The sequence below is a fragment of the Thiomonas delicata genome (assembly GCF_900088825.1).
Lineage (GTDB): Bacteria > Pseudomonadota > Gammaproteobacteria > Burkholderiales > Burkholderiaceae_C > Thiomonas_A > Thiomonas_A delicata.
Window position 1 is genome coordinate 1,078,647 of record NZ_LT592170.1, and the last position, 22,082, is coordinate 1,100,728.

Annotated in this window: 23 protein-coding genes and 1 tRNA gene; 10 read left to right on the forward strand and 14 right to left on the reverse strand. The window is 61.5% G+C overall.

Going from position 1 to position 22,082, the window contains the following annotated elements:
* Positions 1–85 precede the first annotated feature (85 nt).
* The gene (locus THIARS_RS05060; RefSeq protein ID WP_094159749.1) at positions 86–556 is read right to left on the reverse strand and encodes a hypothetical protein; all 471 of its coding nucleotides are present in this window, start codon (positions 554–556) and stop codon (positions 86–88) included.
* Between the two features lie 170 nt (positions 557–726).
* On the opposite strand from THIARS_RS05060, the gene recG reads away from it, so the two are divergent.
* Positions 727–2,880: an ATP-dependent DNA helicase RecG gene (gene recG / locus THIARS_RS05065; protein WP_094160644.1), complete on the forward strand. Its 2,154-nt coding sequence runs from the start codon at positions 727–729 to the stop codon at positions 2,878–2,880.
* Between the two features lie 109 nt (positions 2,881–2,989).
* Positions 2,990–3,994 (forward strand): hydrogen peroxide-inducible genes activator, encoded by a 1,005-nt coding sequence (locus tag THIARS_RS05070; RefSeq protein ID WP_094159750.1) that lies wholly within the window; start codon positions 2,990–2,992, stop codon positions 3,992–3,994.
* A 21-nt stretch (positions 3,995–4,015) separates the two neighbouring features.
* Here THIARS_RS05070 and THIARS_RS05075 read toward each other — a convergent pair whose 3' ends face one another.
* The 8 genes from THIARS_RS05075 to THIARS_RS05110 form a co-directional block, all read right to left on the reverse strand.
* Positions 4,016–4,492 carry an Lrp/AsnC ligand binding domain-containing protein gene (locus THIARS_RS05075; RefSeq protein ID WP_094159751.1) on the reverse strand — a complete coding sequence of 159 codons (477 nt, stop codon included), beginning with the start codon at positions 4,490–4,492 and terminating at the stop codon, positions 4,016–4,018.
* Positions 4,493–4,615: 123 nt separating this feature from the next.
* Entirely contained in the window at positions 4,616–5,356 is a 741-nt protein-coding gene (locus tag THIARS_RS05080) for an acetoacetate decarboxylase (RefSeq protein WP_094159752.1), read from the reverse strand.
* 557 nt (positions 5,357–5,913) lie between these two features.
* The gene (locus THIARS_RS18175; RefSeq protein WP_141202337.1) at positions 5,914–8,793 is read right to left on the reverse strand and encodes a lectin-like domain-containing protein; all 2,880 of its coding nucleotides are present in this window, start codon (positions 8,791–8,793) and stop codon (positions 5,914–5,916) included.
* Positions 8,794–8,987: 194 nt separating this feature from the next.
* Positions 8,988–9,590, reverse strand: coding sequence for a hypothetical protein (locus tag THIARS_RS05090; RefSeq protein WP_094159754.1), 603 nt, complete (start codon positions 9,588–9,590; stop codon positions 8,988–8,990).
* Entirely contained in the window at positions 9,578–10,861 is a 1,284-nt protein-coding gene (locus THIARS_RS05095) for a PilW family protein (protein ID WP_186436630.1), read from the reverse strand. The genes THIARS_RS05090 and THIARS_RS05095 overlap by 13 nt, the downstream gene beginning before the upstream one ends.
* A gap of 1 nt (position 10,862) precedes the next feature.
* On the reverse strand, positions 10,863–11,336 hold the full coding sequence (locus THIARS_RS05100) for a type IV pilus modification PilV family protein (RefSeq protein ID WP_245845543.1): 474 nt from the start codon (positions 11,334–11,336) through the stop codon (positions 10,863–10,865).
* Positions 11,337–11,338: 2 nt separating this feature from the next.
* Positions 11,339–11,806 (reverse strand): GspH/FimT family pseudopilin, encoded by a 468-nt coding sequence (locus THIARS_RS05105; protein ID WP_094159757.1) that lies wholly within the window; start codon positions 11,804–11,806, stop codon positions 11,339–11,341.
* A 1-nt stretch (position 11,807) separates the two neighbouring features.
* Positions 11,808–12,242: a type IV pilin protein gene (locus THIARS_RS05110; RefSeq protein WP_094159758.1), complete on the reverse strand. Its 435-nt coding sequence runs from the start codon at positions 12,240–12,242 to the stop codon at positions 11,808–11,810.
* 254 nt (positions 12,243–12,496) lie between these two features.
* Here THIARS_RS05110 and proC point away from each other — a divergent pair, with 254 nt between their 5' ends.
* The 8 genes from proC (at position 12,497) to THIARS_RS19245 (ending at position 18,328) form a co-directional block, all read left to right on the forward strand.
* Positions 12,497–13,309, forward strand: coding sequence for a pyrroline-5-carboxylate reductase (gene proC, locus THIARS_RS05115; protein ID WP_094159759.1), 813 nt, complete (start codon positions 12,497–12,499; stop codon positions 13,307–13,309).
* Positions 13,310–13,444: 135 nt separating this feature from the next.
* A tRNA-Ser gene (locus tag THIARS_RS05120) sits at positions 13,445–13,535 on the forward strand.
* 160 nt (positions 13,536–13,695) lie between these two features.
* Positions 13,696–14,874, forward strand: coding sequence for a tyrosine-type recombinase/integrase (locus tag THIARS_RS05125; RefSeq protein WP_013123640.1), 1,179 nt, complete (start codon positions 13,696–13,698; stop codon positions 14,872–14,874).
* A gap of 346 nt (positions 14,875–15,220) precedes the next feature.
* On the forward strand, positions 15,221–15,661 hold the full coding sequence (locus tag THIARS_RS05130) for a hypothetical protein (protein WP_013123639.1): 441 nt from the start codon (positions 15,221–15,223) through the stop codon (positions 15,659–15,661).
* Complete coding sequence (locus THIARS_RS05135; RefSeq protein WP_013123638.1) at positions 15,640–16,938, forward strand: hypothetical protein; 1,299 nt, start codon at positions 15,640–15,642, stop codon at positions 16,936–16,938. The genes THIARS_RS05130 and THIARS_RS05135 overlap by 22 nt, the downstream gene beginning before the upstream one ends.
* Positions 16,939–17,056: 118 nt before the next feature.
* Positions 17,057–17,269 (forward strand): hypothetical protein, encoded by a 213-nt coding sequence (locus tag THIARS_RS05140; protein WP_041608442.1) that lies wholly within the window; start codon positions 17,057–17,059, stop codon positions 17,267–17,269.
* 84 nt (positions 17,270–17,353) lie between these two features.
* Positions 17,354–17,965 (forward strand): LysE family translocator, encoded by a 612-nt coding sequence (locus THIARS_RS05145; protein WP_013123637.1) that lies wholly within the window; start codon positions 17,354–17,356, stop codon positions 17,963–17,965.
* Between the two features lie 42 nt (positions 17,966–18,007).
* Positions 18,008–18,328: a Tn3 family transposase gene (locus THIARS_RS19245; RefSeq protein ID WP_425444226.1), complete on the forward strand. Its 321-nt coding sequence runs from the start codon at positions 18,008–18,010 to the stop codon at positions 18,326–18,328.
* A 25-nt stretch (positions 18,329–18,353) separates the two neighbouring features.
* Here the strand turns inward: THIARS_RS19245 and THIARS_RS05155 are convergent, their stop codons facing one another.
* From THIARS_RS05155 to THIARS_RS05175, 5 genes are all read right to left on the reverse strand, one after another.
* Entirely contained in the window at positions 18,354–18,920 is a 567-nt protein-coding gene (locus THIARS_RS05155) for a DUF2867 domain-containing protein (protein ID WP_013123636.1), read from the reverse strand.
* The gene (locus tag THIARS_RS05160; RefSeq protein WP_013123635.1) at positions 18,913–19,458 is read right to left on the reverse strand and encodes a DinB family protein; all 546 of its coding nucleotides are present in this window, start codon (positions 19,456–19,458) and stop codon (positions 18,913–18,915) included. Before THIARS_RS05160 ends, THIARS_RS05155 begins: the two co-directional genes overlap by 8 nt.
* Positions 19,459–19,701: 243 nt before the next feature.
* Positions 19,702–20,265 (reverse strand): MarR family winged helix-turn-helix transcriptional regulator, encoded by a 564-nt coding sequence (locus THIARS_RS05165; RefSeq protein ID WP_186436573.1) that lies wholly within the window; start codon positions 20,263–20,265, stop codon positions 19,702–19,704.
* Positions 20,234–20,848 carry a gamma carbonic anhydrase family protein gene (locus THIARS_RS05170; RefSeq protein WP_013123633.1) on the reverse strand — a complete coding sequence of 205 codons (615 nt, stop codon included), beginning with the start codon at positions 20,846–20,848 and terminating at the stop codon, positions 20,234–20,236. Before THIARS_RS05170 ends, THIARS_RS05165 begins: the two co-directional genes overlap by 32 nt.
* A 536-nt stretch (positions 20,849–21,384) precedes the next feature.
* The gene (locus THIARS_RS05175) at positions 21,385–21,954 is read right to left on the reverse strand and encodes an NADPH-dependent FMN reductase (protein ID WP_013123632.1); all 570 of its coding nucleotides are present in this window, start codon (positions 21,952–21,954) and stop codon (positions 21,385–21,387) included.
* Positions 21,955–22,082 lie beyond the last annotated feature (128 nt).

A 22,082-nucleotide genomic window follows, 5' to 3' on the forward strand; every position in this document is an offset into this window, starting at 1 on the left:
ACGCGAACGTTCAGGCACAGGGTTCGCCTGTGCCGTCGGCACGGATGCGGCAGGGCCACGCGGCGGCGGAAGCCGCGTGCAGGCTTCAGGCCAGGAGCAGGGGCGGGGCGTGGCCCGGAGGCGGCAGACCGGCCGCGCCGCGCGAGGCCGGCGAGGGCTGCGGCTCGGCACGCCCGACACGTTCGGCGGCCATGTGCCGAGCCCAGGCCAGGGCATGCGCCGGGTCGGCGTGCAACCAGGGTTCAGGCGCGGGGGCTGGTGCGTGCGCCGAGGCGATGCGCAAGACGCGCAGCGTACTCGGGCCCACCGACACCTCGACGGCGGCCGATTCGTGCGCAAGCAGGAGGGAGAGATTCTTGCCCGAACCCTGCGCGCCGGCGTAGGCCGGCGAAGCACTGCCGCCGCGACCGACTTCCAGCGGCCCGGCATGGAGGTGCCAGCCCTGCTGCACCGGTTGACCCAGATGTCCATGCACGAACGGCGCCAGCGCCAACAGCAGCGCCAGCATGGTCACGGTGACCAGGCAGATGCTGTGGCGGACGGAGCGGGCGTGCATGGTTGGAGCGGGTCGAAGTGCAACCAAATTTAACAAAAAGCTTGCAATCGTGCCGGCAGGGGGATTTGCCGCCGGGATGGAGTGCAGGCTCGCGGCGGCCCATGTTTGATCCCGTGCGGCGCGAACCGCGGGCCCTCCATCACAAGACAGCCCCTTCCTACAATGCGCCGATGCCTCCCCGCCCGCGCAGCCCGGCAGCTTCCCCACCCAAGCCCACCTCGCCCGGCGAGCGCCTGGGCCTGCGCAGCGACTGGGACTACGCCCTGCATCTGCCGCTGCACTACATCGACGAAACCCGCATCACGCCCATCGCCGACTTGCGCGAGGCGCGCTCCGCGCTGGTGCAGGCCCGCGTGACGCAGTCCGAGGTGGCGGGTTCCTCGCGCCGGCAACTGCGCGTGCAGGTGGCCGATGCCAGCGGCACCCTGGAGCTGCGTTTTTTCCACTTCTACCCCAATTGGTCGCGCCAGTACGCGCCGGGCAAGCTGCTGCGCATCCTTGGCGAGCCGCGCGCCGGGCTGTTCGGCATGGAGATGGTGCACCCCGCCTGCCGCGTGGCGGCGCCCGACGCGCCGTTGCCCGAGCGCCTGACCCCGGTCTACCCGGCCGGCGCGGGGATCGGCCAGGCATGGCTGCGCAAGGCCATCGCCGCCGCGCGCGCCAGGCTGGACATGCGCGAGTGGCTTCCCGCCGAACTCCTTCGCCGCCTGCACCTGCCCGACATGGCCGGCACGCTGGACCTGCTGCACGCGCCGCCGCCCGGCACGCCGCTGGCGTCGCTGGAGGACCGCAGCCATCCCGCCTGGCAGCGTGTGAAGTTCGACGAGCTGCTGGCCCAGCAACTCGCACAGCAGCAGGCGCGCGCCAAGCGGACGGGTCTGCGGGCATGGCCGCTTGTCCGGCGCGCCGGGCCCGACCGCCTGGAAACGCGCCTGCTCGCCGCGCTGCCCTTCGCGCTCACGCCCGACCAGCAGGCCTGCGCCGCCGAAATCGCCGCCGATCTCGCGCAGGACCGGCCCATGCACCGGTTGCTGCAGGGCGACGTCGGCAGCGGCAAGACCGTGGTGGCGGCGCTGGCCGCTGCCCAGGCCGTCGACGCCGGTTTCCAGTGCGCGCTCATGGCGCCCACCGACATCCTGGCGACCCAGCACCTGCGCAAGCTGGCCGACTGGCTGCAGCCGCTGGGCGTGAGGGTGGCGTGGCTGTCGGGCGCGCAGACCAAACGTGAGCGCGACGCCGCGCTGAAGCTCGCCGCCAGCGGCGAGGCTCAGCTGGTGGTGGGCACCCACGCGGTCATCCAGGACAAGGTGCGCTTCACCCGGCTGGGCCTGGCCATCGTCGACGAGCAGCACCGCTTCGGCGTGGCCCAGCGCTTGTCGCTGCGCGCCAAGGGTATGGACCGCGGCGGGGACGAGGTGCGCGAACCGCACTTGCTGATGATGAGCGCCACGCCCATACCGCGCACCCTGGCCATGGCGGTGTTCGGTGACCTGGATGTTTCCACCATTGCCCACCTGCCACCCGGGCGCAGTCCCGTGCGCACCCGCGTGTTCGCCGCCGACAAGCGCGACGCCGTCGTGCAGCGCGTGCGCGAGCTCGTCGCCGCCGGGCGCCAGGTTTACTGGGTCTGTCCGCTCGTGGAAGACGTTGCGCCGACCGTCGCGGCGATGCCGGCGCAACGCGAAAGCGGAGCGCCAGCGCGCGGCCGAACCCCGCGCCGAAACGAGATGCTGGAACTGCGCGCCGCCGAGGCCACGTTCGCCGAACTGCAGGCGGTGCTGGGCGAGGACGCGGCGCAGGTGGGCCTGCTGCACGGGCGGCTCGCGGCCGCGCGCAAGGCGCAGGTCATGGCCGATTTCGCCGCCGGGCGGCTGCGCCTGCTCGTGGCCACCACGGTGATCGAGGTCGGCGTGGATGTGCCGGCGGCCACCCTCATGGTCATCGAGCATGCCGAACGCTTCGGCCTGTCGCAGCTGCACCAGTTGCGTGGGCGGGTGGGGCGAGGGACCGACGCCGCCGAATGCCTGCTGCTGTTCACGCCCCCGCTTTCGGCCATGGCGCGCGAACGGCTGCAGGCTTTGCGCGACAGTGCCGACGGTTTCGTGCTCGCGCAAAAAGACCTGGAGCTGCGCGGCCCCGGCGAGTTGCTGGGCCAGCGCCAGTCCGGCCTGCAGGCCTTGCGCCATGCCGACTTGCAGACCGATGCCGCCTTGCTGGAATCCGCGCGGGAAGCCGCCTTGTGGCTGCTGCGCCATGACCCGGAGGCGGCGCGGCAACACCTGCACCGCTGGCTCGGGGGGCGGCTGGACTGGCTGGCGGCCTGAGCGGTCGCCGTCGGCGTGTCCGCACGCGTCGTTCACGAGTCATTGAAGAAGCGCAGGTCTTTTTCATAGGACCAGGCAATTCATGCCGTAGTCTGGTTTAATTTCATCTATGACATTGACCGAACTCCGCTATATCGTTGCCGTGGCCCGTGAGCGCCATTTCGGGCGCGCCGCCGAAGCCTGTTTCGTCAGCCAACCCACGTTGTCGGTGGCCATCAAGAAGCTGGAAGAGGAGCTGGACGTGAAGCTTTTCGAGCGCGGCGGCACCGAGGTCAGCATCACCCCCATCGGCAACGAAATCATCGAGCAGGCCCAGCGCGTGCTCGAACAGGCGGCCGGCATCAAGGAAATCGCCAAGCGCGGCAAGGATCCCCTGGCGGGCCCCCTGCGCCTGGGCGTGATCTACACCGTGGCGCCTTATCTGCTGCCGCCGCTGGTCAAGCAGGTGATCCGGTCCACGCCGCAGATGCCCTTGTTGCTGCAGGAACAGCTCACCGTCAAGCTGCTGGACATGCTGCGCAACGGCGAGCTGGACGTAGCCATCCTGGCCGAGCCCTTTCCCGACCATGGCCTGGCCATCGCGCCGTTGTACGACGAACCCTTCCTGGTGGCCGTGCCGCACGGCCACCGCCTGGCGCATGGCGCGCCGGTGAGCAGCGAGGCGATCCGGGACGAAACCATGTTGCTGCTGGGAACCGGGCACTGCTTCCGCGACCACGTGCTGGAAGTCTGCCCGGAGTTCGCAAGGTTCTCGCCGGACGCCGGCGGCATCCGCAAGAGTTTCGAGGGTTCGTCGCTGGAAACCATCAAGCACATGGTCGCCTCGGGCATGGGCATCACCATCCTGCCCAAGCTGTCGGTGCCGTTCGAGCCCGGCAAGGCGCCGCCGGAGGGGCCGGGGCAGATCTGCTACGTGCCGTTTCGAGAGCCCGTGCCGTCGCGCCGCGTCGTGCTGGCATGGCGCAAGAGCTTCACCCGCCTGGAAGCCATCGAGGCCTTGCGTCGCGCGGTGCTGGCGTGTGATCTGCCTGGCGTGAGCAAGCTCGCGCCGGCTCCCGCGCCGGAACACAAGACAAAACCCAAAGCTGAACCCAGGCAGGCCAGGGCGGCGTGAACCGACCCGGCGCGCAGGGATTCATTCCACCTGCAAGGCCTGCGAGTTCTTCACTTCTTCCATCACCGCGTAGGTGTGGGTTTCGCGCACGCCCGGCAGGCTCAGCAGCACGCTGCCGAGAAAATCGCGGTAGGCCGGCATGTCGGCCACGCGGGTCTTGAGCAGGTAGTCGAAGCCGCCTGCCACCATGTGGCATTCCATGATCTCGGGCCGATTGCTCACCGCGGCCTTGAACTGGTCGAACACGTCGGGCGAGGTGCGGTCGAGCACCACCTCGATGAACACCAGCAACGCGGCGCCGAGCTTTTGCGGATTGAGCTTGGCTTCGTAGCCAAGGATGAATTTCTCGCGCACCAACCGCCGCACGCGTTCGAGCACGGCGGTGGGCGACAGATGCACGGCCTGGGCCAGTGCCAGGTTGGACATGCGTCCATCGCTCTGCAGCAGGGCAAGGATGCGCCGGTCGACGCGATCGAGGGTGTTGGCGGGGTCTTTCATGGTTGAGCCTCCGAAGTTTCTATGAATTGTGAACGGATTAAACGTATTAATTGTCGCTTGAAACCCCCATATCCTTACACAAACCAGCTCGCCACATGCCGTTTGTCCTGCCGGCGTTGAACGCTATTTGCCAAGGTAGTCGTGCACGACCTTGCCGAGGCCCAGCGTGAGGTCCGACACGAGGTGCACGGCGGACAACACTTCCAGCACCGGCAAGCTGGCAACGGGAGCCAGCGCATGCGCGTGCAATTCCAGCGCGGCCGGCCCACTCCAGGCGCCCTTGACCGTCACGTCTTCCAGGAAATAGGTGACGAGTTCGCAGATGCGCGGCGAGCAATCCACGTCCGGGATGATCTTGAGCAGGTAGTTGGGCGCCAGCAGGCTTTTGCGCACGGCTTCCAGATCGAGCGCCTCGTGCTTGTAGCCCATGGTGCCGGTGGCGATGCGCACCGATCCGTAGTCCAGCGTGCCCAGCAGCGTGTCCGACTCCACGCGCAGGCGGGGCTTGGCGAGCTTTTTCGGAAAACCCCAGATTTCGCGCCCGCCGGCCAGCGGCGCCTCGTCGTCCAGAAACATGGCGATCTGGTAGGTGCCGGGCTTGCCCTTGTAGGTGACGGGAACGACCTGGCCCGACTCGGTGTAGTCGCCGAAACCGGTGGAATCGGGCATGCGGATGAACTCGAACTTGGCGGTGTCGCCGGCCGGATTCAGCGGCTCCGGCACCAGTTCACGCAGGGCCCGCGGGTCGGTGCGGTAGGTGATGATGAGAAATTCGCGATCCACGAAGCGGTAGGGGCCACGCGGATAGGCCGGGCTGGACAAGGGCATGGAAAAGGCGGATTTCGCGACGTTCTTGGCTTGCATGGCAACACTCCATTGATGGGTAGGGTATTCAGTCTGTGCCATGCAGCGATGGAAGGTTCACGGAAATCTTGGCATTTCAGTTTCGCTTCATCGGTCGGCCGCGCGCCGATGGTTTGAGCCAGATGTCGTCCTGCGGCAGCAAGGGATGAATGTTTCCAGGAGTGTGTGGCGAATCGCCGGCTAAAAGACATATCCTGACGGAATAAGTGTCTGCCTGCGGGTGGCAAATGCAACACTCATTTTGGGGGGGCAGAGTATCGCTCGCATGGCGCTGCCCGTCGAAGCATTGTGCGCGCTGCTTCGCCGCCCTGTGCCTGTTCTTGCGCCCGAAGTGCGAGGAGTCGCGGCGCGGGTGGGTGTTCGCCGAATCGGCGCCGCGCATCCAGAGCCGGGCGCGGTCGCCGATCAGGGCTGCAATTGGCCCCGCTGGCGACGACGCCAACCGCAATATGATCGGCGCCACCGCTGGCGTGCAGTGCCTTTGTCGTCAACGCTGCTCCGCTGCTGCAAGGAGGTTTGAAGCGTGCCCCTTCGCATTCAATCTGCAACGCGGATTATCAATACTGGCGCCACGCAACCGGTTTGTTCATCACGCTGCCGCCAAACAAAATCGGGCTGATCGGGTTTTGGGGATTCGGCGCTTGGCTATTGCCAGGGTAGACGACAGTCCCATTCTGCGTGACTGAAACCGACGGCGTATATGGAATTCCAGATCCCAGCGAAACAATGCCGTTAGTGATCGCATTGTTTTTGTAAGTGATGGGGATTTTCGGTAAGCCGCCAGACAATAAATCGAATAGATCGTAATATCCAACCCCTACTAAGGAGCAGCTCGATGTGGGCGGTACGTATACCGGCACAATCAACACTCCGTTGACCAAGGTAGGCGGCGCAGAGATCTGCCCCCCGCTTTGCAACGGCATAACAGAGGTGCTGGATTGCAGACTGCCGCTACTGCCATTAGGTAAATACCCGCTGGGGCTCGTGCCGCCACTGCTCGCCCAAAGGATTTGGGAGGTGCCTCCTGACAATGAGAATGCCGTGATTTCGTTCTGGGTTGCCGCCCAGATATAGGGCAGTCCGTTAATCTCCGTGTATCCAACAAAGTTGATCGGCGCCTTGGGGCTGGTGGTGGCCACTTGCACCGCGTTCCCCGCATCCGATGAGGCGGTGCCGGAGACGTTCAAACTCCACACACCGCCGTTGTTGTCACCGATCCATACGGAACCCGTGGATGATACGTATGTGATTAAACTATTTGCGACGAAGGGGAGCGCGGCTGAAATGGCGGTCCCACTCGCCGGGAGTCCGGTTGCTACATTCTGCTCATACAACGTGCTGGTGGTGACGGCGCTACTACCAGTTCCGGTAGTTGTATTGACGATGTATAAAGCATATTGCGTGTTATTGACGGTCACGATCACCGGCGCTTGTTCTTGGGGCGATGTCGCATGCGGTACCGTAACCATAGTCCCCCACGTTTGGCTGGTGGGCAATGGCGGGGAGGTCGAGCTGCCGCTGGTATTGCTGCTGAGTTTGAGCGCATAGTGATAAGCGCCGCCTTGTGCAGTTCCCACGACATAAGTCGCCCAGTCGCTCGCGGCCGGGTTGGTACTCGTGTCGACGGCATCGGTCGTGGTGAAGCCACCGTCGAAGTAACCATAGGACTGAAAGTTTTTGTAGTCCCACAATGATGCAACGAACGGTCGCGGCATCCAGCCCCAGACCAGATCTCCAGTCGTGGCGTCCACCGCGTAGAGAAAACCATCATTGCTGGTGAATAGCAAGAGTTTCTCTCGGTTGTTATTGTTCTGCGCGAAGGGTACATAGCCACCCAGGCTCAAGAAATTGGCGTTTCCAGGCGGGCCCAGATATTGAGCATGGTCGTTCTGGCTAAGGCCTCCGAGCATCCAGTTCAATTGCCGGCCGGCCAGATAAGAACAACCGCTCGGCCCGGCCGGGTAGGCGGGACTGGTCGTGTCGCCTGCGGTGTTGTAGGACGGGTCGAAGGTGAAGTCGAGAATGGTGCCGATGTTCGGCACGCAGGTGCTAATGTGCGACGAAGTCAAGGCGAACGCTGCCGAATCGAGCGATGTCAGCAAGGTCACAACGCCAGCGCCCGCAGGCGATCCCGTGGAGGGTGTTGGGCCGGTGGAGTACAGATCGCTCGTTCGTGCGCTGACTGGCATGTATTGAGGGTCTCCAGCATCCCACTTGTAGGCTCCGCTAGCTGTACCGACAGGGGCACTGGCGGCCGACGTGGGCGCGGCAACAGTCTGGAACGCCTGGACGTGGCCTGCAACCGGGTCGGGGTTGCTGCTCAACTCATAGATCAGACTACCTGCCGAGAGGGAAAGCGGTGCGATCGGAGAACTGGTCGCGCGTGTTGAAGGGCTTGCCTCAAAACAGGTGATTTCATGAACATTGTCGCTGCCCCCAGTGGACCCACCAAAGCCAAAGAGGAAGCTGGGTGGCATGGGGCCGTTTGAAGATGAAATGTCCTGTTTGGTAATAACAGGCGTAAATCCTGTATTATTGTAATTGTAGGAGAAGCTTAATAATCCATTGGATGTAATTATGAGTTTGTATGTAATTGGTGTTGCCTGTGTTCTTGTTGTCGCGGACTCATTCGCAATTGGTTGATTGGAGGGTAATACTTTGTAGGCGCCAGGTATGGCTGCATAATCTGGAAGGCTGTGGTCTTCATAGCTGCCACCGTTTTTGCAGACTGCTTGGACCGTGGATGCTGTTGCTGATGGGTCAATGGCCTGCAAGGAAGCTAGGTTTATATTTCCATACCCACGAAGCCCGATTCGTCCTGGTTGGTAACCGTAGCCGGTTGCTGTGTTGTCACTCTGGTTCAAAAAATTTCCGTACTCGTCAATTCCCAAGCCAAGGTATGCACCAGCCATGCCGTTATATGGTGAGTTTGTATTCGAGCAACTATAGCCAAGGCTCCCGCCCCAGGCACCTATATTAGGCGCCTGCGTTCCATTGAGAAGATAGAACCCGATGCCATCGGCGCCATGGCCCCCTGAGTTGTCCCCGCCATAGGTGTAAGTTGTAAAGGTAACTTGAATACCTTGGTTGCTAGGAAATGGGGTCGTTGAGATGATGGCCCCATTTTGATGGTAATAACACGTTCCGTTGGCGCAGCCATTTGTAAATCGCAGTGCGCCAGAGCCTGGCGTGTCTTGATTATTCGTTAATCCGGTTTGGGTTTCGTTGCCGTAGTAAGCAAGTCCCTTGCATGCCGGGATTGAGCCAGTGCCATTTCCTGCTGTCAGGCAGGCGCCATTAAAGGCCTTCCAAGGTAAATTCGCAGAGGTGCCCGTGAAATCATCGACGACAGTGGTTCCTGCTTGCGCAGTGGCTATGCCAAGACCAATGATTATTGGTAGTGTGCGGGCGATTTTCAAAAGAATATTTTTATACATAATGAAACCTCTTGCGCAGAGTGACGGAGGTGATTTTTTGCTTGTTCGTGGCGAATAAAGAGATGATGGGGTCGTTCATTAGGCAAACGTACTGGCGATGTATAATGTTTGCGCAGGAGTGGCTTGACAAGCCTCGTATTCGATATTTACGCTATAGGGATTGAATATCCGAGTGAATCTATCGGCATCAGTGCTCATGATGTTGGCGTGCAGAGTTTGAACACCGTTTCGGTGTTCGCAGCAGTGGCGCCGTTGGCTTCGGTCGTATGCAGGAAAATGTCGTAGTAGTTCGCCGTGTATCCGGTTGTGCCGCAGCTGTAGGCGTCAACGGGTTGGTTGGTGGGCACCACGGTCACCAAGGCGGTGTAGCCAGCGGGCAGGCTTGGCGGAGGGGGGGTGACGCTCGAGGCGGCGTTCGCCACGGTGTCGCAGGTGCTTGCGGCCTGGCATGTTTGCCAATAGGTCGCTGCGGTGCCGGTGCCGGGTACTGGCCAGGGCGAGCCCGTGTTCGGGGGTATATAGAACCAAGCTTTGCCGTTGGCGGCAATCTCCAATGGCACGCTGCCGGCGCTTTGCGCGGTCTGAATGATGGTTTGCTGCATGAGCCGCAGGGCCAGGTCGCTGGCCTGGACATCCTTCTGTCTTTGCATGGTGTTGCCAGTCATCGCGGTTTGCAGCAGGGTGCCGCGCATCGTGAACAACACGCCAAAGAGCAGGACCAGCAGGGTAATGAGCGTGAGCAGCATGACATAGCCCCGTTCGGGCCTGCGCGCCACAGGGCGGTTCAGTGCGGCCATATCTGGTTCCTGATGGCGATTTCGGATTCGAGGACGGAGAACCGGTCGGTCAGATAGGCCGCAGGCACCGTGTAGTTCACGAAACTGTCATTGCCTGGGCCGCCGGGGTTCGGGATGGCGACCACACCACCACTTGGCCCTGAATACTTCGGGTCCCCGTGCAGGGTCTTGGTGACGATGGCGAACAGCACGCTGCGCACGGCGCTGGTGTAGTTGCCGGCGACCACGTCGGGCCAGGTCAGGTAGTTCGTGACGGCGCCGGAATTGGTTTCATCGACGCCAAAAAGGGCTTGCAAGCTCACGACGCCGGCCGCCACGGGATTGGGTGTGCCCACAAGGGTGTCGTTCTCGGCGTTGATCACGGCGCGCATCAACATGGGATAGGTGCCGCCGTTGCCGTTGCCGAAGTTGCCGATGTAATAGACCACGGATTGTTCGGTGCTGGTGCTTTGCGGTCCGAGGTCCGTGAGGCGAGACTGGATGAAGTTGGCGTTGGTTAGCTGGCCACCGGCGGGCAGGATGCCCGCGGCTTGAAGCTGCGGGTCGAATGCGGCATAACCCGTCGACGGAAACAGGTTGGTGCTTTTGCTGTTGACATAGGTCGACGAAGTGGAGGTGCTTGGGCCGACGTTGGAGATGGGCACGCGGAAGCACACCAGCTTGCCGTTCAAGGGCATGCGCAGCAAGGCGGCGTCGTTCGGGTTGATACCCGTGGTCGAGCCCAGGGGCAATGTGCTGCTGTTCAAGGCGCCTTGGCCAGTTGCGGCCTGGGTCGTCGAGTTTTGCACCACGTAAGTGGCGGGGTTGCCGTTGCTCGGCACCCGCAGCGCGCTGTTCGTGCCACTGAAGACCATCATGTCAGTGAATTGGCTGGCAGTGCCATACTGGCTAGGATCGGGCGTGCCGTTGAGGCTGGAGGTGGTTGGCAACGCCAGTGGCTGCGACGCGGCGGACACCGGGTACTGGAAGAAAGCGTTGCCGATGGGGGCCGTGCTGTTGTAGGCGAGCGTGACGCTGCAGCGTGATTGCACGCCGCCGAGCATGAACCCTGCATTGCTGAGGTCGCGGGTCAGCAAGTCCAGTGCGGCGCGGGATTGGTTGTCGCGCTGCGTGACATCGGACATTTGAATGTTTTGACGTGTGAGCGCCGATTGCACGATGAGTACGGAAAGCGAAAAGATGAGCCCTGCGACCAGGGCGACCATCAACTCGATGAGGGTCAGCCCATGCTGACGCGGCTTGGCTCGAAGCAAGGTGCGGGCTGGGGCCATGTCAGAACCCCACTTGGTAGTTGTAGGTTTGGCTGCGCACTCCATTGCCTGGGTTCCACTGAATGTTCAATGTGACGCCGCACAGGGTGGTGGTGGGGCTGGGCGCCGTGCAGGGGTTGCCCTCGGCGCCCTGGCCAGGCGTGATGGTGACCTGGGCGTTGGGAAGCCTGGTTTGCGGATTGTTGAACACATTGGCCAGCCAGAACTGGAGGCTGGCCGGTGCGGTTGCAGCCGTGGCGCTGGTGTATGACACCGCGGCGCTGGTGCCGATTTGCCCAACCAGCCCCGGATCGGCCTGCAACAAGCCCCAGAACTGATTGCCGAGTGCCGCAGAGTCGATTGCGACCTCGTTGCTGGTCTGCGCTGGCACCGCGAGCGAATACACCGAGGCAATGCTGAGCATGCCCAGAGCGAAGATGACGATGGCAACCAGAACGCTGATCAGCGACATGCCTGCCTGACGTGGTGGATGCATTCTCATGATGCGGTATCGCTATTGAGGATCACGCTGCCCGATGCGAGCATTTGGAGGGTCCAGGTCTGGCCTGTCCCGGCTTTGACGGTGATGGTGGGCGAGGCACTGATGAAGCCTTGCGTGTCAAACGTCAGCGTTTGCGATGTGCCTGTACTGATGACGCAAGTCACGTTGGGGTATTGCGCGGCCACTTGCGCCGCGCTCATCGAGTGCTCTGTGCTGGTATTTCCGCCCACAGTGGTGCTCCACGTACAGTTTTGTGGGCCGAGGGTCATGGCTACGGGTTGCTGGCTGGTCACGGCCTGATTGCGTGCCCATGCGACGTCTTGGGGAAATTGGTTGACGAGCACGGATGTCTTTCCCGCATCCACCATGTCGACCAGGTTCGGCACGACCAGCAGGCCGAGGATGGCGGCCACTGCGATGGTGATCAAAAGCTCAATGAGTGTGAACCCCGCCGAGTGTTTCATCTCAGCAGTCTCCGGACTGGTTGCGCACCCAGCATTGGCCGCTCGGGGCCGTCCAGCCTGATGGCACGGTGGGCGTGGTTTTGGTGCCGTTCTCGTCGATCGTGTAGCTCAGGCCGGAAAGGTCGGCCGATGTTCCGGTTGCGGTGATGGTGAATGTTGTCTGGGTGACGTTGCTGCATGCGAATGTGAAATCCTTTGCCGTGGCGACGGGCACAGGGCAAGTGGTTGCGCCGCCGCCTGTTGCCAGGTAGCTACGGTTGTCCTGGTTGTACTGCTGCATGGCAACGCTCATGCCCGACAAGCCGGAGAACGCTTCGGGCAATTTGCTGCGCGTGACGTAGCCGTTGTAGGCCGGCAGGGCGATGGCCGAGAGGATGGCGACTATCGCCACGACGATCATCAACTCGATGAGGGTGAATCCACGAGATGTTTTCATGCGCTCGACTCCTTGCAGGTGATTGTGTTTGGATCACGCGATGTATGCGGAAAAATCTGGATGAACGGTAGTATTTTCCCGACAAAAATCGGAGATGATTTGTTTTGCAACATAAATAACAAAATGAAATAAGTTGGACCATTCTTTCCTCTCTTTCTTTGGGCTTGGTGTTTTCGGACTTTGCGATTTCACCCTTGTCGGCCGATCTGGCAACGAAAGGGGGTTTGCGGCGTGTATCCGTTGATAATCACCCCATGAACTCCTCAACACTCGCTTTCATCGGCGGCGGCAATATGGCCGGCGCGCTCATCGGCGGGCTGATCCAGGCCGGATCGGCAGCCTCGTCCATCTTGGTCATCGAGCCGCAGGCGGCGCAGCGCGAGAGCCTGCGGCAGCGCTTCGGTGTCCGCGTGTACGAGGGGGCCGTGGCGGAACTGGGCGAGGCCGAGGCGGTGGTCTGGGCCGTCAAGCCGCAGAGCTTCGCCGAGGCGGCCGTGGCCTGTGCGCCGCATTTCGGCGCTGCGCTGCATATCAGCGTGATGGCCGGGGTGCGTTGCGCCGCGATTGCGCGGCGGGCGGGGGCGCGGCGCATCGTGCGCGCGATGCCCAATACGCCGGCACTGATCGGGCAGGGGATCGCGGGGTTGTATGCCAGCCCGCAGGCGACGGCCGACGACCGCGCCCGTGCCGAGCGCCTGCTCAATCCGACCGGCCAATGGCTGTGGGTGGAACAAGAGGCCCAGCTCGACGCGGTGACGGCCCTTTCGGGTTCGGGGCCCGCCTATGTGTTCTACCTGCTCGAAGCCATGATCGATGCGGGAACCCGCATGGGGCTTCCCGCCGAATCCGCAAAACGCTTGGCGCTCGGCACGTTTTCCGGCGCTGCCGCCTTGGCCGCGCAGTCGCCGCTGTCGCCGGCGCAGCTGCGCGAGCAAGTCACGAGCAAGGGCGGCACGACGGCGGCCGCATTGGACGTGCTGGCCGAACACGGCGTCGCTCAGACTTTTGGCGCCGCGCTCCAGGCCGCGGCCAACCGCGCGGCCGAATTGGGCGAGCAGTTGAACTGAATCCGGCGCCTGCCGGCAAGGATTTCCGGCCTTTGCACGGCCACGGCCAGTCGGAACCGAGCCTCTGCGCCCATGCGCGAGGAGTCGGCCCACGCTCCGCGCCGGCCGGGCGGCCTGCTACCATTATGGGTTCCCGGAGAGATGGATGAGCGGTTTAAGTCGCACGCCTGGAAAGCGTGTAAGGGTTAACAGCCCTTCGGGGGTTCGAATCCCCCTCTCTCCGCCAGAATTGATCCAAAGCAGTCCCTCAAAGCCCCACGCAGTCTCTGCGGTGGGGCTTTTTCATTGGGGAGTGCGTCCATAATCGTCCCTTTGCATCCGAGGCGATACCACGCCAGCCAGCCGCCAATCGTGGTATTTTTCATGGTATCCAGAAGGGCGATACCATGAGTCTCACCGTAAAGGCTGTCGACGCAGCCAAGCCGCAGGAGCGGCCCTACAAACTCACCGACGGCGGCGGCCTGTACCTCTTTGTGGCGCCCACCGGGTTGAAAAGCTGGCGTGCCAACTACGAGCTGAACGGCAAACAGCGCACGCGGACCTACGGCCGCTACCCGGCCATGACTTTGGCGCAGGCCCGAGAAGCGCATACGCAGGCCAAAAGCACACCGGCCGAGGCGGCGACAGTCACGCCGATCGCGAAGGTCGCACCGACGTTCAAGGCCATCACGGAGCAGTGGCTGAAGATCAAACTTCCCTCCCTGTCCAACGGAAAGCACCAGGGGCAGGTAGCCGGGACGCTGGAGCGCTTCGCGTACCCAGCGATTGGTAAGCTGCCGATCGATCAGATCCCACGCACAAAACTCGTGGAAGTCGTGCAGGCCGTGCAGAAGGGCGGCCGTGTGGAAACTGCTCATCGGGTGGCTGGGCGCATCGCGGCGGTATTCGACTACGCGCAGGACGTGGGCTACATCGAGAGCCACGGTGCCGCTGGTCTGGTGCGAGTGCTGCAGCCGCGCAAGGTGAAAAAACCGATGGCCAGCATCCCGCCCGGCGAAGCTGGCGCTTTGCTCGCGGCGATCGACGGCTATGAGGAGCCGGTCACCCGCCTGGGGCTGCAGTTACTGGCCTTGACTTTCGTGCGCGTCGGCGAGATGCGCGGTATGCGGTGGTCAGAGTTGCGCGAGGACGGCACGGTCTGGGTAGTTCCCGCAGACCGCATGAAGGCAGGATTGCCGCACGTAGTACCGTTGTCCCAACAGGCGCGGGCGGTGCTTGAACAACTTCGGGTGCTCACAGGTGACCGCAATCTGGTGCTGGATTCACCGCTGCGCCCGGGGCATGCGCTGTCGGAGAACACCTTCCTGTTCGCGCTTTACCGACTGGGCTATCGCGGTCGGATGACGGCGCATGGATTTCGGGCTCTGGCGTCCACCGTGCTCAATGAGCAATCGGGCTTTGCGCACGATGTCATCGAGCGCCAGCTCGCGCACCGCGAGACGGATACGGTTCGCGCGGCGTACAACCGGGCGCAATATCTGGACCAGCGCCGGGGGTTGATGCAGTGGTGGGCGGACTGGTTGGATCGACAGCGCGAATCAGATCGGCCACCCGTCAGCGCGTGAGGCTGCCGATCCGCACGGGCTGCGGCAGTATGCCGGCGCTGACGGCGCGCCAGAACGTGGAGCGGCCCATCGATAGCATGTGAGCGCCTTCGATGGCAGTCACGAGAAGCTTGTCAGCCAGGGATTACCTCATGCCAGTTCGACAGCGCATGGCGCCGTGACGGTCCGAGTCTGACTTCGACAATTGTTGCGACCATGCCTTAAGTGTCACCGGACTGCCGGACGACCAATGCATAGCCCAGGACCAAGATGGTTGAGCCCATGTGACAGGCCCCGCCTGCCGGCCTTAACTATGCGAGAATGCTGAACAATTCCTACTGAGGACGAAACTTGGCGGCAAATTTTTATGGCACAACGCCCCGGAAATAACCCCAAACGCCGTATCGTCCGGCCAGAGCGCCTGACTGAGGAGGAGAAGGCGCAATTGATGCGGGACGTGCGCTATGTCGGTAGCGGTCACCATAAACGAAATCCAGCTGATTACGAGCTGCCGCGAGCAAACCCCCGGCCCACAAAGTCGTTGTGTGATCTGGAGCGCACCATTAATCTGAGTGAGGCACAGCACCTTGTGGCGACCGGCATCCAATGCGGTTTGTTCAGTGAGCCGCGGGAAGACGGCTTCCCGAAGTTCATTTGGAGCGTATCGGAACGTGGCGAGGTGTTTGAAGCCAAAACAGATACTCATGGCACCGGTGAATATCATGGGTACCCGCTGGAAGATGAGGATGTCATGCACGAGTATGTGAAGTCCGTCTGGATAGAAAGATGCCAGAGCGCTGGTCAATAACGCCCGAGTGGGCGCAGTTGGAAACTGGGTCGCCAGAAGAGCGAGCGGGTTTTGCCGCGCTCGGCATTTATGCCTATGATGCCTGCTTGACGGAGGGACATGATCGTCTTTTGCAAAGCATCCGGCGAGATCCGTATCTGTCGGCATACCATTTTGCCGAATGGCTAGCCTGGAATTGGTGGCGCCTGCGTTGGGAGCCACACAAGAAGTCACCCGAGTGGGAACTCTCACATGCCATGGCGAGCATCGGCGGGGGCTACATCTGGCCGAACATCCACATCGTTTCCGATGGGCAAGCCGTCACGCTCGTGTCTAAACCCACGCCCGAGCGTGCACGTACCCCTTACCGCTATATCACTGACAGCGTGAGTGTCATCACCGCTGCCGACTTTGAAAGCGAAGTGGACTTGTTCATCGAAGCGGTTTTGCAACGATTGCAAACTCGCCAAGTTGCCGACAGCAATCTGAGCGATATTTGGCAGCACGTGCTCCAGGAGCGACAAGATCCAACTCTGTCCATGCACCGCAAGCTCGAAGCATTGTTGAGCGAAGACCCTGGCGAAGTGGATGAAGCTCTGCTGAATCGCTTTCTGAGCAATGGCGAGGCTACAGGCCAAACCGCTCTTGAGGAAATCGCCGCCAATCGCATACCGGGTAAAGCTGTGCCCGACGTCACGCGCCTGCTCGAGCTGGGTCATGAGCGAGGTGCCGTCACAAATCCTCAAGACTGTGTAACCCTGCGCACTCCCATTCCAGGTGACTTAGACGCCGCCTGGAAGGTTGGTACCCGTACAGCACAACTGTTGCGTGCTCAGGAAAACATGGACCAGGGTGTAGCTATCACGAACGATCGGCTTGCGGATATGTATGGTGCCCCACGAAATATTTTTAATTCCGCAGAACCACTAGAACCGCAATTCGATCTGTCCTTTGTCTTATCAGAGTCCAAGCAGCGTAATCGGGTCGTACTACGCTCCAAGTGGGATACCGGTCGTCGTTTCGAGATAGCCCGTCTGCTGGGTGATACCTTGATCCGTGTAACTAACGATCCCATGCGCCCTGCCACGCGTTCGGATACCTACAGGCAGAAGGTGCAGCGCGCGTTCGCAGCCGAACTCCTTAGCCCCTTTCAAGCTGTGGAAACCATGCTGAATGGGGACTACTCGATGGAGAACCAGCAGGATGTCGCCCACTACTTCCAAGTCTCGAGCCTGACCATACGCACGCTACTGGTCAACCACAAGCGGATCGACCGCAGTGAGCTCGATGGGGGGTGATTGGGCGCATGCTTGCATAGATTACCTGAATTGCCGTTGCCAAAAGCCAACCGTTCTCAGTTGGCTTTTTCGCCCTTTCCCTGCCAGTTTGTGCGGATTCCGGGATCTCGCGTCTACAGTGCTCAATGAACAATCGGGTTTTGCCCACGATGTCATCGTGCGCCAGCTTGCGCACCGGGAGACTGATGCGGTTCGCGCGGCGTACAACCGGGCGCAATATCTCGACCAGCGTCGGGGGCTGATGCAGTGGTGGGCAGACTGGCTGGATCAACAGTGGCAATCCGATAAGCCAACCGAAAGCGTGATCACCAACCGCCAGCGTTTGTCATGACTCGGTCCATGTGGAATCCGGGCGGATCGTTGCCCATCCGGCGATTCTTGAGCCGGTGAACCGTGTGATCGGAGACGGTTTCTGATGCTGCCAGAAAAAGCGCTGTTCTTCGGCCTAACCTGCCTCGGCTTCGGCTTCATTCCAGGGCCCGCGCTGCTACAGACCGTATCGTTGACGCTTCAGCACGGGCGGCGTGTCGGCTTCCTGTCCGCGCTCGGCATCCACCTCGGCGCCTTTTTCCAGATCTGCATCGTCGCGCTCGGTGCGGTCGCGGTGCTGAAGACATCGCCGATGCTGTATCACGTGCTCAAGGTGGTCGGTGGAGGCTATCTGATCTGGCTCGGCATCCAGCGCATCCGTGCACCCGTAAGGCATGACGAGGAGATCGACGTGCCGAACAACGTTGTGTCGTCGAGCGCGTTCATCGAGGCGTCGAATCCGAAATCAGCACTGTTCTATTTTTCGTTTTTGCTGCAATTCACCGATCCGGACGTGTCGCTCGGGCTCGGCTGGCAACTGTTCTTGCTCGGCGCTTGCGCCAATCTGCTGTTTTCTGCCGCCGACGTGTTCTGCATCCTGCTTGCCCATCCGTTGCGTACCCGCGTGTCACCGGGCGGCCAGGCACTGCGGGTCGGCCAGTTGCTCGCCGGCTCGCTGTTCGTCGTGCTGGGCGTGATGGCGATCATCAGCAATTAGCGCGGGTATGACCCCACGAGGAACGACAGGTGTATCGACGGGGTGAGGCCAGGCTGCTCAATTGCAAGTCGCCCTCTCGATGCCGATTCCCTCCTTCGTGCCAACGCATCCCGCGAAGGACAAAAAGACCTGTTGAATACGCTCCGCCTAATTGTGAACATGATTGTGTTGCGGAACACGCGGTACATGGAAGGCGTGCTGATGCGGTTGCGCAGCGAGGGCTACCGGGTGTGGCCCAAGGAGGGGGGCGGCAGACGCCGTCGACGCAAGAACATCAAAATACTCGGGCGCTACTCGCGCGCCGTGTCGGCGTCCGACGCGCGTGGAGAGCTACGCCTGTTGTCCACAGGGATTGATTTATGAAATTTTGCAGATGCGTTCATGGGGTTTAACTGACTTCTCTTTCCCATTGCGTTCCAGACCCCCTATTCATTCGATTGCCGATCGCGTCGAGGACCGCGGGGACAATGACTCGATGCATTGGTTTTACCGGCAGCATATAGATGCGCCCAAGCGAGTTGTGCACATGAACCACTGTGGTGACGGTGATCAGTACCTTGGGTTCTCCAGGAAGCAAGGCGCGATGAACCGACAGAATGACGTTCAGGTGTTTGTCTTTGTCTCCGAGCAGCGCTTCGTCGAAGGTGTTCTCGAAGAGCGTGAAGATTCCGACGCGGTCGCCTAGGCGGTACTCTGAGGGCGACTTGCCGGGAATGAGAGCAGACAGGTGGCCAAGGTCCTTGAGCCCCAGCAGGGACGCCGTTCGGTTGCGCAAGGCCATGCACGCATTGACCCACTTGGGAGTATGTCCAATGGCAGCGATGAAGTGGTCAAGCGCTGGGAGTTCGACTGCGTTGGATTCAACTGACCAAGAGTCGTGGAAGTCGGAGCCGACGAGCAGACCTGCGACCAGGCTGCTTGGCGGTGCAGTAGTTTCGCGCGGACCTTCATTCATGCGGTTTGACGTGTGAACTGAGGGGTGAGCGCCGGGTTGGAGCCTCCCTTCGTGCTGGCTCGCTCTGGTGGAGGAACTTGGTGTATAGATCGCGAGGCGGTGGGAGGGAGATGGACTTGAGGACTTGACCAACATTACCCCGGTGGTAGCCACCGTGTGCGATGACGTGGAGCAGGATTTCTTCTCGGGACATGCGCCCGCTGTCCCCGTCGGTAAATTCGAAGTCGATGACTTCGGCGAGATTGGTTGCGCTCAGGCTTGCAGCGTATTGCTCGTACCAAGCATCGGTGGCCGCCACATCGGACCACAATTGAGCAAGGGTGGGCGTGCTCTTGGTGTTCGTGGCGTCGAAGGGCCTTGGCTCGGCGCTCAGGTGGGCCTTGAAGATGCGATCAACGACGTAGATGTGGTTCAGCGTTCGGATGCATGTGTGGAGATGTTCTGCATGCTCGGCAGGTAGCCCGGCAAGGGCGGAGAATAACTCCTGATTGGCCCAGGACTTGTACCCGAACAGCGACCGAAGTGTGGTGGGTGACATGCGCGCTATTACTCCCTGAGATGCCTAACGCAATGTACGTCGGCGCAGCGAACCATGATTATGCCGAGCCAAGTCATTGACGGCGAGGTTTTTGCAATTTCTTACTCCGCATGTGGTCCGGACAAATAGGAAGGCCTTGGAATTGAAGATTTGAGAGCCGTGGCCCTGGCGACCGTAGCCGCCAGCGTGCCATGGCACTGCTGACTTCGTACATCGGCCGTATTGACTGCCCGTGTATGGCGCTCAGCCGCGGTCGTCGCCTTGCGCGGACTGCTCGATCTGCGTTGCGCGACAACCCACTGGACAAAACGGCCCATCGCAGACGCCATGGTCACAAAAGCGACAGATATGGCGCGCATCGGCTCGGTTCTCTACCGCTCCGGCGAGCAGTTTGTTGAGCAGGTTCGTGAACTCCGCTTGTTCTGACTTGGCCAGCGTGCTTAGCATTGCGCTTAGGGTCGAAAGGCGCTGGGTTTGCAAGCGCATGGCTTCAATGCGGCCTGCTGCAAGGATTTCTACCAAAGTCTCGCGGGATCCGCTATGGGATTTCCGGACAAACCCAGAAGCAGCCAGGCGGTCAATTGCACGCGAGCACGCGGGTTGGGAAAGGCTCAGCACCTTGCCGAGTTCGCTCACGCTCATAGGTGGCCAATAGGAGAGCCAAAGCAGGATAGCCGCGCTGGATGGCGAATAGTCTTCCAACGCCCCGCTAATGGCTCGGTCAAGCACGGCCCACATGGCGCCCAGCTTATTGGCCTGCAGCGCCTGATTTCTCTCACGCCTGTTCATAGAGCCTGTCAGTTGCATGCATGCGCCGCAGCGCGGCTGCATAGCGCGGCATGACCGCGGCCATCATGGATTCCCCCTGCGGGGGGCGTTCCGTGTTGAACACGTAACGCGGGAAGTCGAGCGGCTTCTGAACGGTCCAGATCCTCTCATGATCCACAGGAGGCAAAATTTGGGCAGGTGTCCCGACAGCGACCCAGCCAATGGGGACGGTCGCGTGAGCGGCAAGCTCCGTGCGGATATGCACCACGGCGTGGATTCGCACCTCACTGCCGCGCCGGAGGATGGCGCCATTGAAAACGGCCGCACCGGTTGCTATGAACACCTCATCTTCCACTGAGCATCCGACGAGATAGGCGTGTGGCCCCACGAGAACGCAGCTTCCAAGCTGCATTACGTGCCCCGGTACGCCGCGAATAACCGCAGTGTCCATGATTACGCAGTTGTCGCCGATGCGAATCGGTCCGCCTTCAGCGATGAGTACAGCGCCGTGGCCAATGGAGCAATTCGCTCCGATGTGTACGTCGCCTGAGATGACAGCGGTAGATGCGACCCTGGCGCTTGGGTCAACGAATGGATGATCTTGATCGTTTTGAATCCACATATGAGTCTCCATATTGCATGCAGCATGCATGAATGATAGATAGGCAAGAGCATCATTGCCAAGCGTTCGAGGCACCGAACGTCGGGGCGCGACGCCCGCAGACTATCGGTAATGGGCGCGTTGGATGGAATGCAGCCGATGCCTGCTCGCCGACGTAACGTATAGCAGTCAGCGCACAGAAGATGGCCGACGGCCGTATCGGTCCAGCCACTGTCAATCACGAACTCCGTCAACTGTTCCACTCCGGCACTGACCGCCGGGCCTTTGCTATGCAACTTGCAATCGTCGCTAGCTGCCGCCGAGTAGAGAGCGCGCTAGCAGCCACGCGTTTGTCGGGTTCTCGCCAATACGGCGCAGCGCGCGTAGGGCCACCAGTCGCTGCCGAACGGGGCGTAAAGGCTACTGCATTGGAGTTCTGACTGAGGATTGCAGGACAAACGCGTCGAGGACGAGCTGCGACCTCGGGGCTCCTTGAGCGGTGCCGATCAACGCTCAGACATGCCTGCGGTCCAGGAGAGGGCTGGACTGGACCAGGTTCATCGTGTTCTGCCCGAGGGGCCGGGCCATTCTGGTGAGAGCAGGTAAACCCTCAAGGCCTCGCCAATGTGGCGGATCGACTCCGCGACCTCACCGGAATTCACCATGGCGTCCTCAGTCACACAAGCGCCAAGCAGGGCTATGTCGCGCGATGCGCCCTCGACGATCACGGCTGACATCGTCAGCAGCGTCTCACGCAGGGCATCGTAAGCATGATGAGCCCTGGGGGAGGTGTTGACGAGGGCCACGGGTTTGCCCACAAACCCTTCGTCACTGACCAGCCAATCCAAGGCGTTTTTCATGGCGCCCGATACACCATGAGCGTATTCGGGGCTGGCGATCAACAGAGCATCTGCCTGTCGAACCGACTGCCGCAGGTGTCGAACCGAGGGTGGCGGATCGATCTCTCGATCCGGGTTGAACAGGGGGAGGTCGCCCAAGCCCGGATAGACCGATATCGACAGATCGGCAGGTGCCAGGCGAGCTGCTGCGCGGCAGAACGCGGCATTGATCGAAGCCGCGCGCAGGCTTCCGGCCATGGCCAGGACGCGCATGAGATCAGGGGGCATGCCGGGACTCTACGGTGGTGTTCATCACGTGGGGCGGTACGGCCTATCGGAGCGATGGCGCATTCGGTGCGACCAACTGACGCTGCAGGAGCCCGTTATAACTTGAATGGTCAAGAGCAAGCAATGTT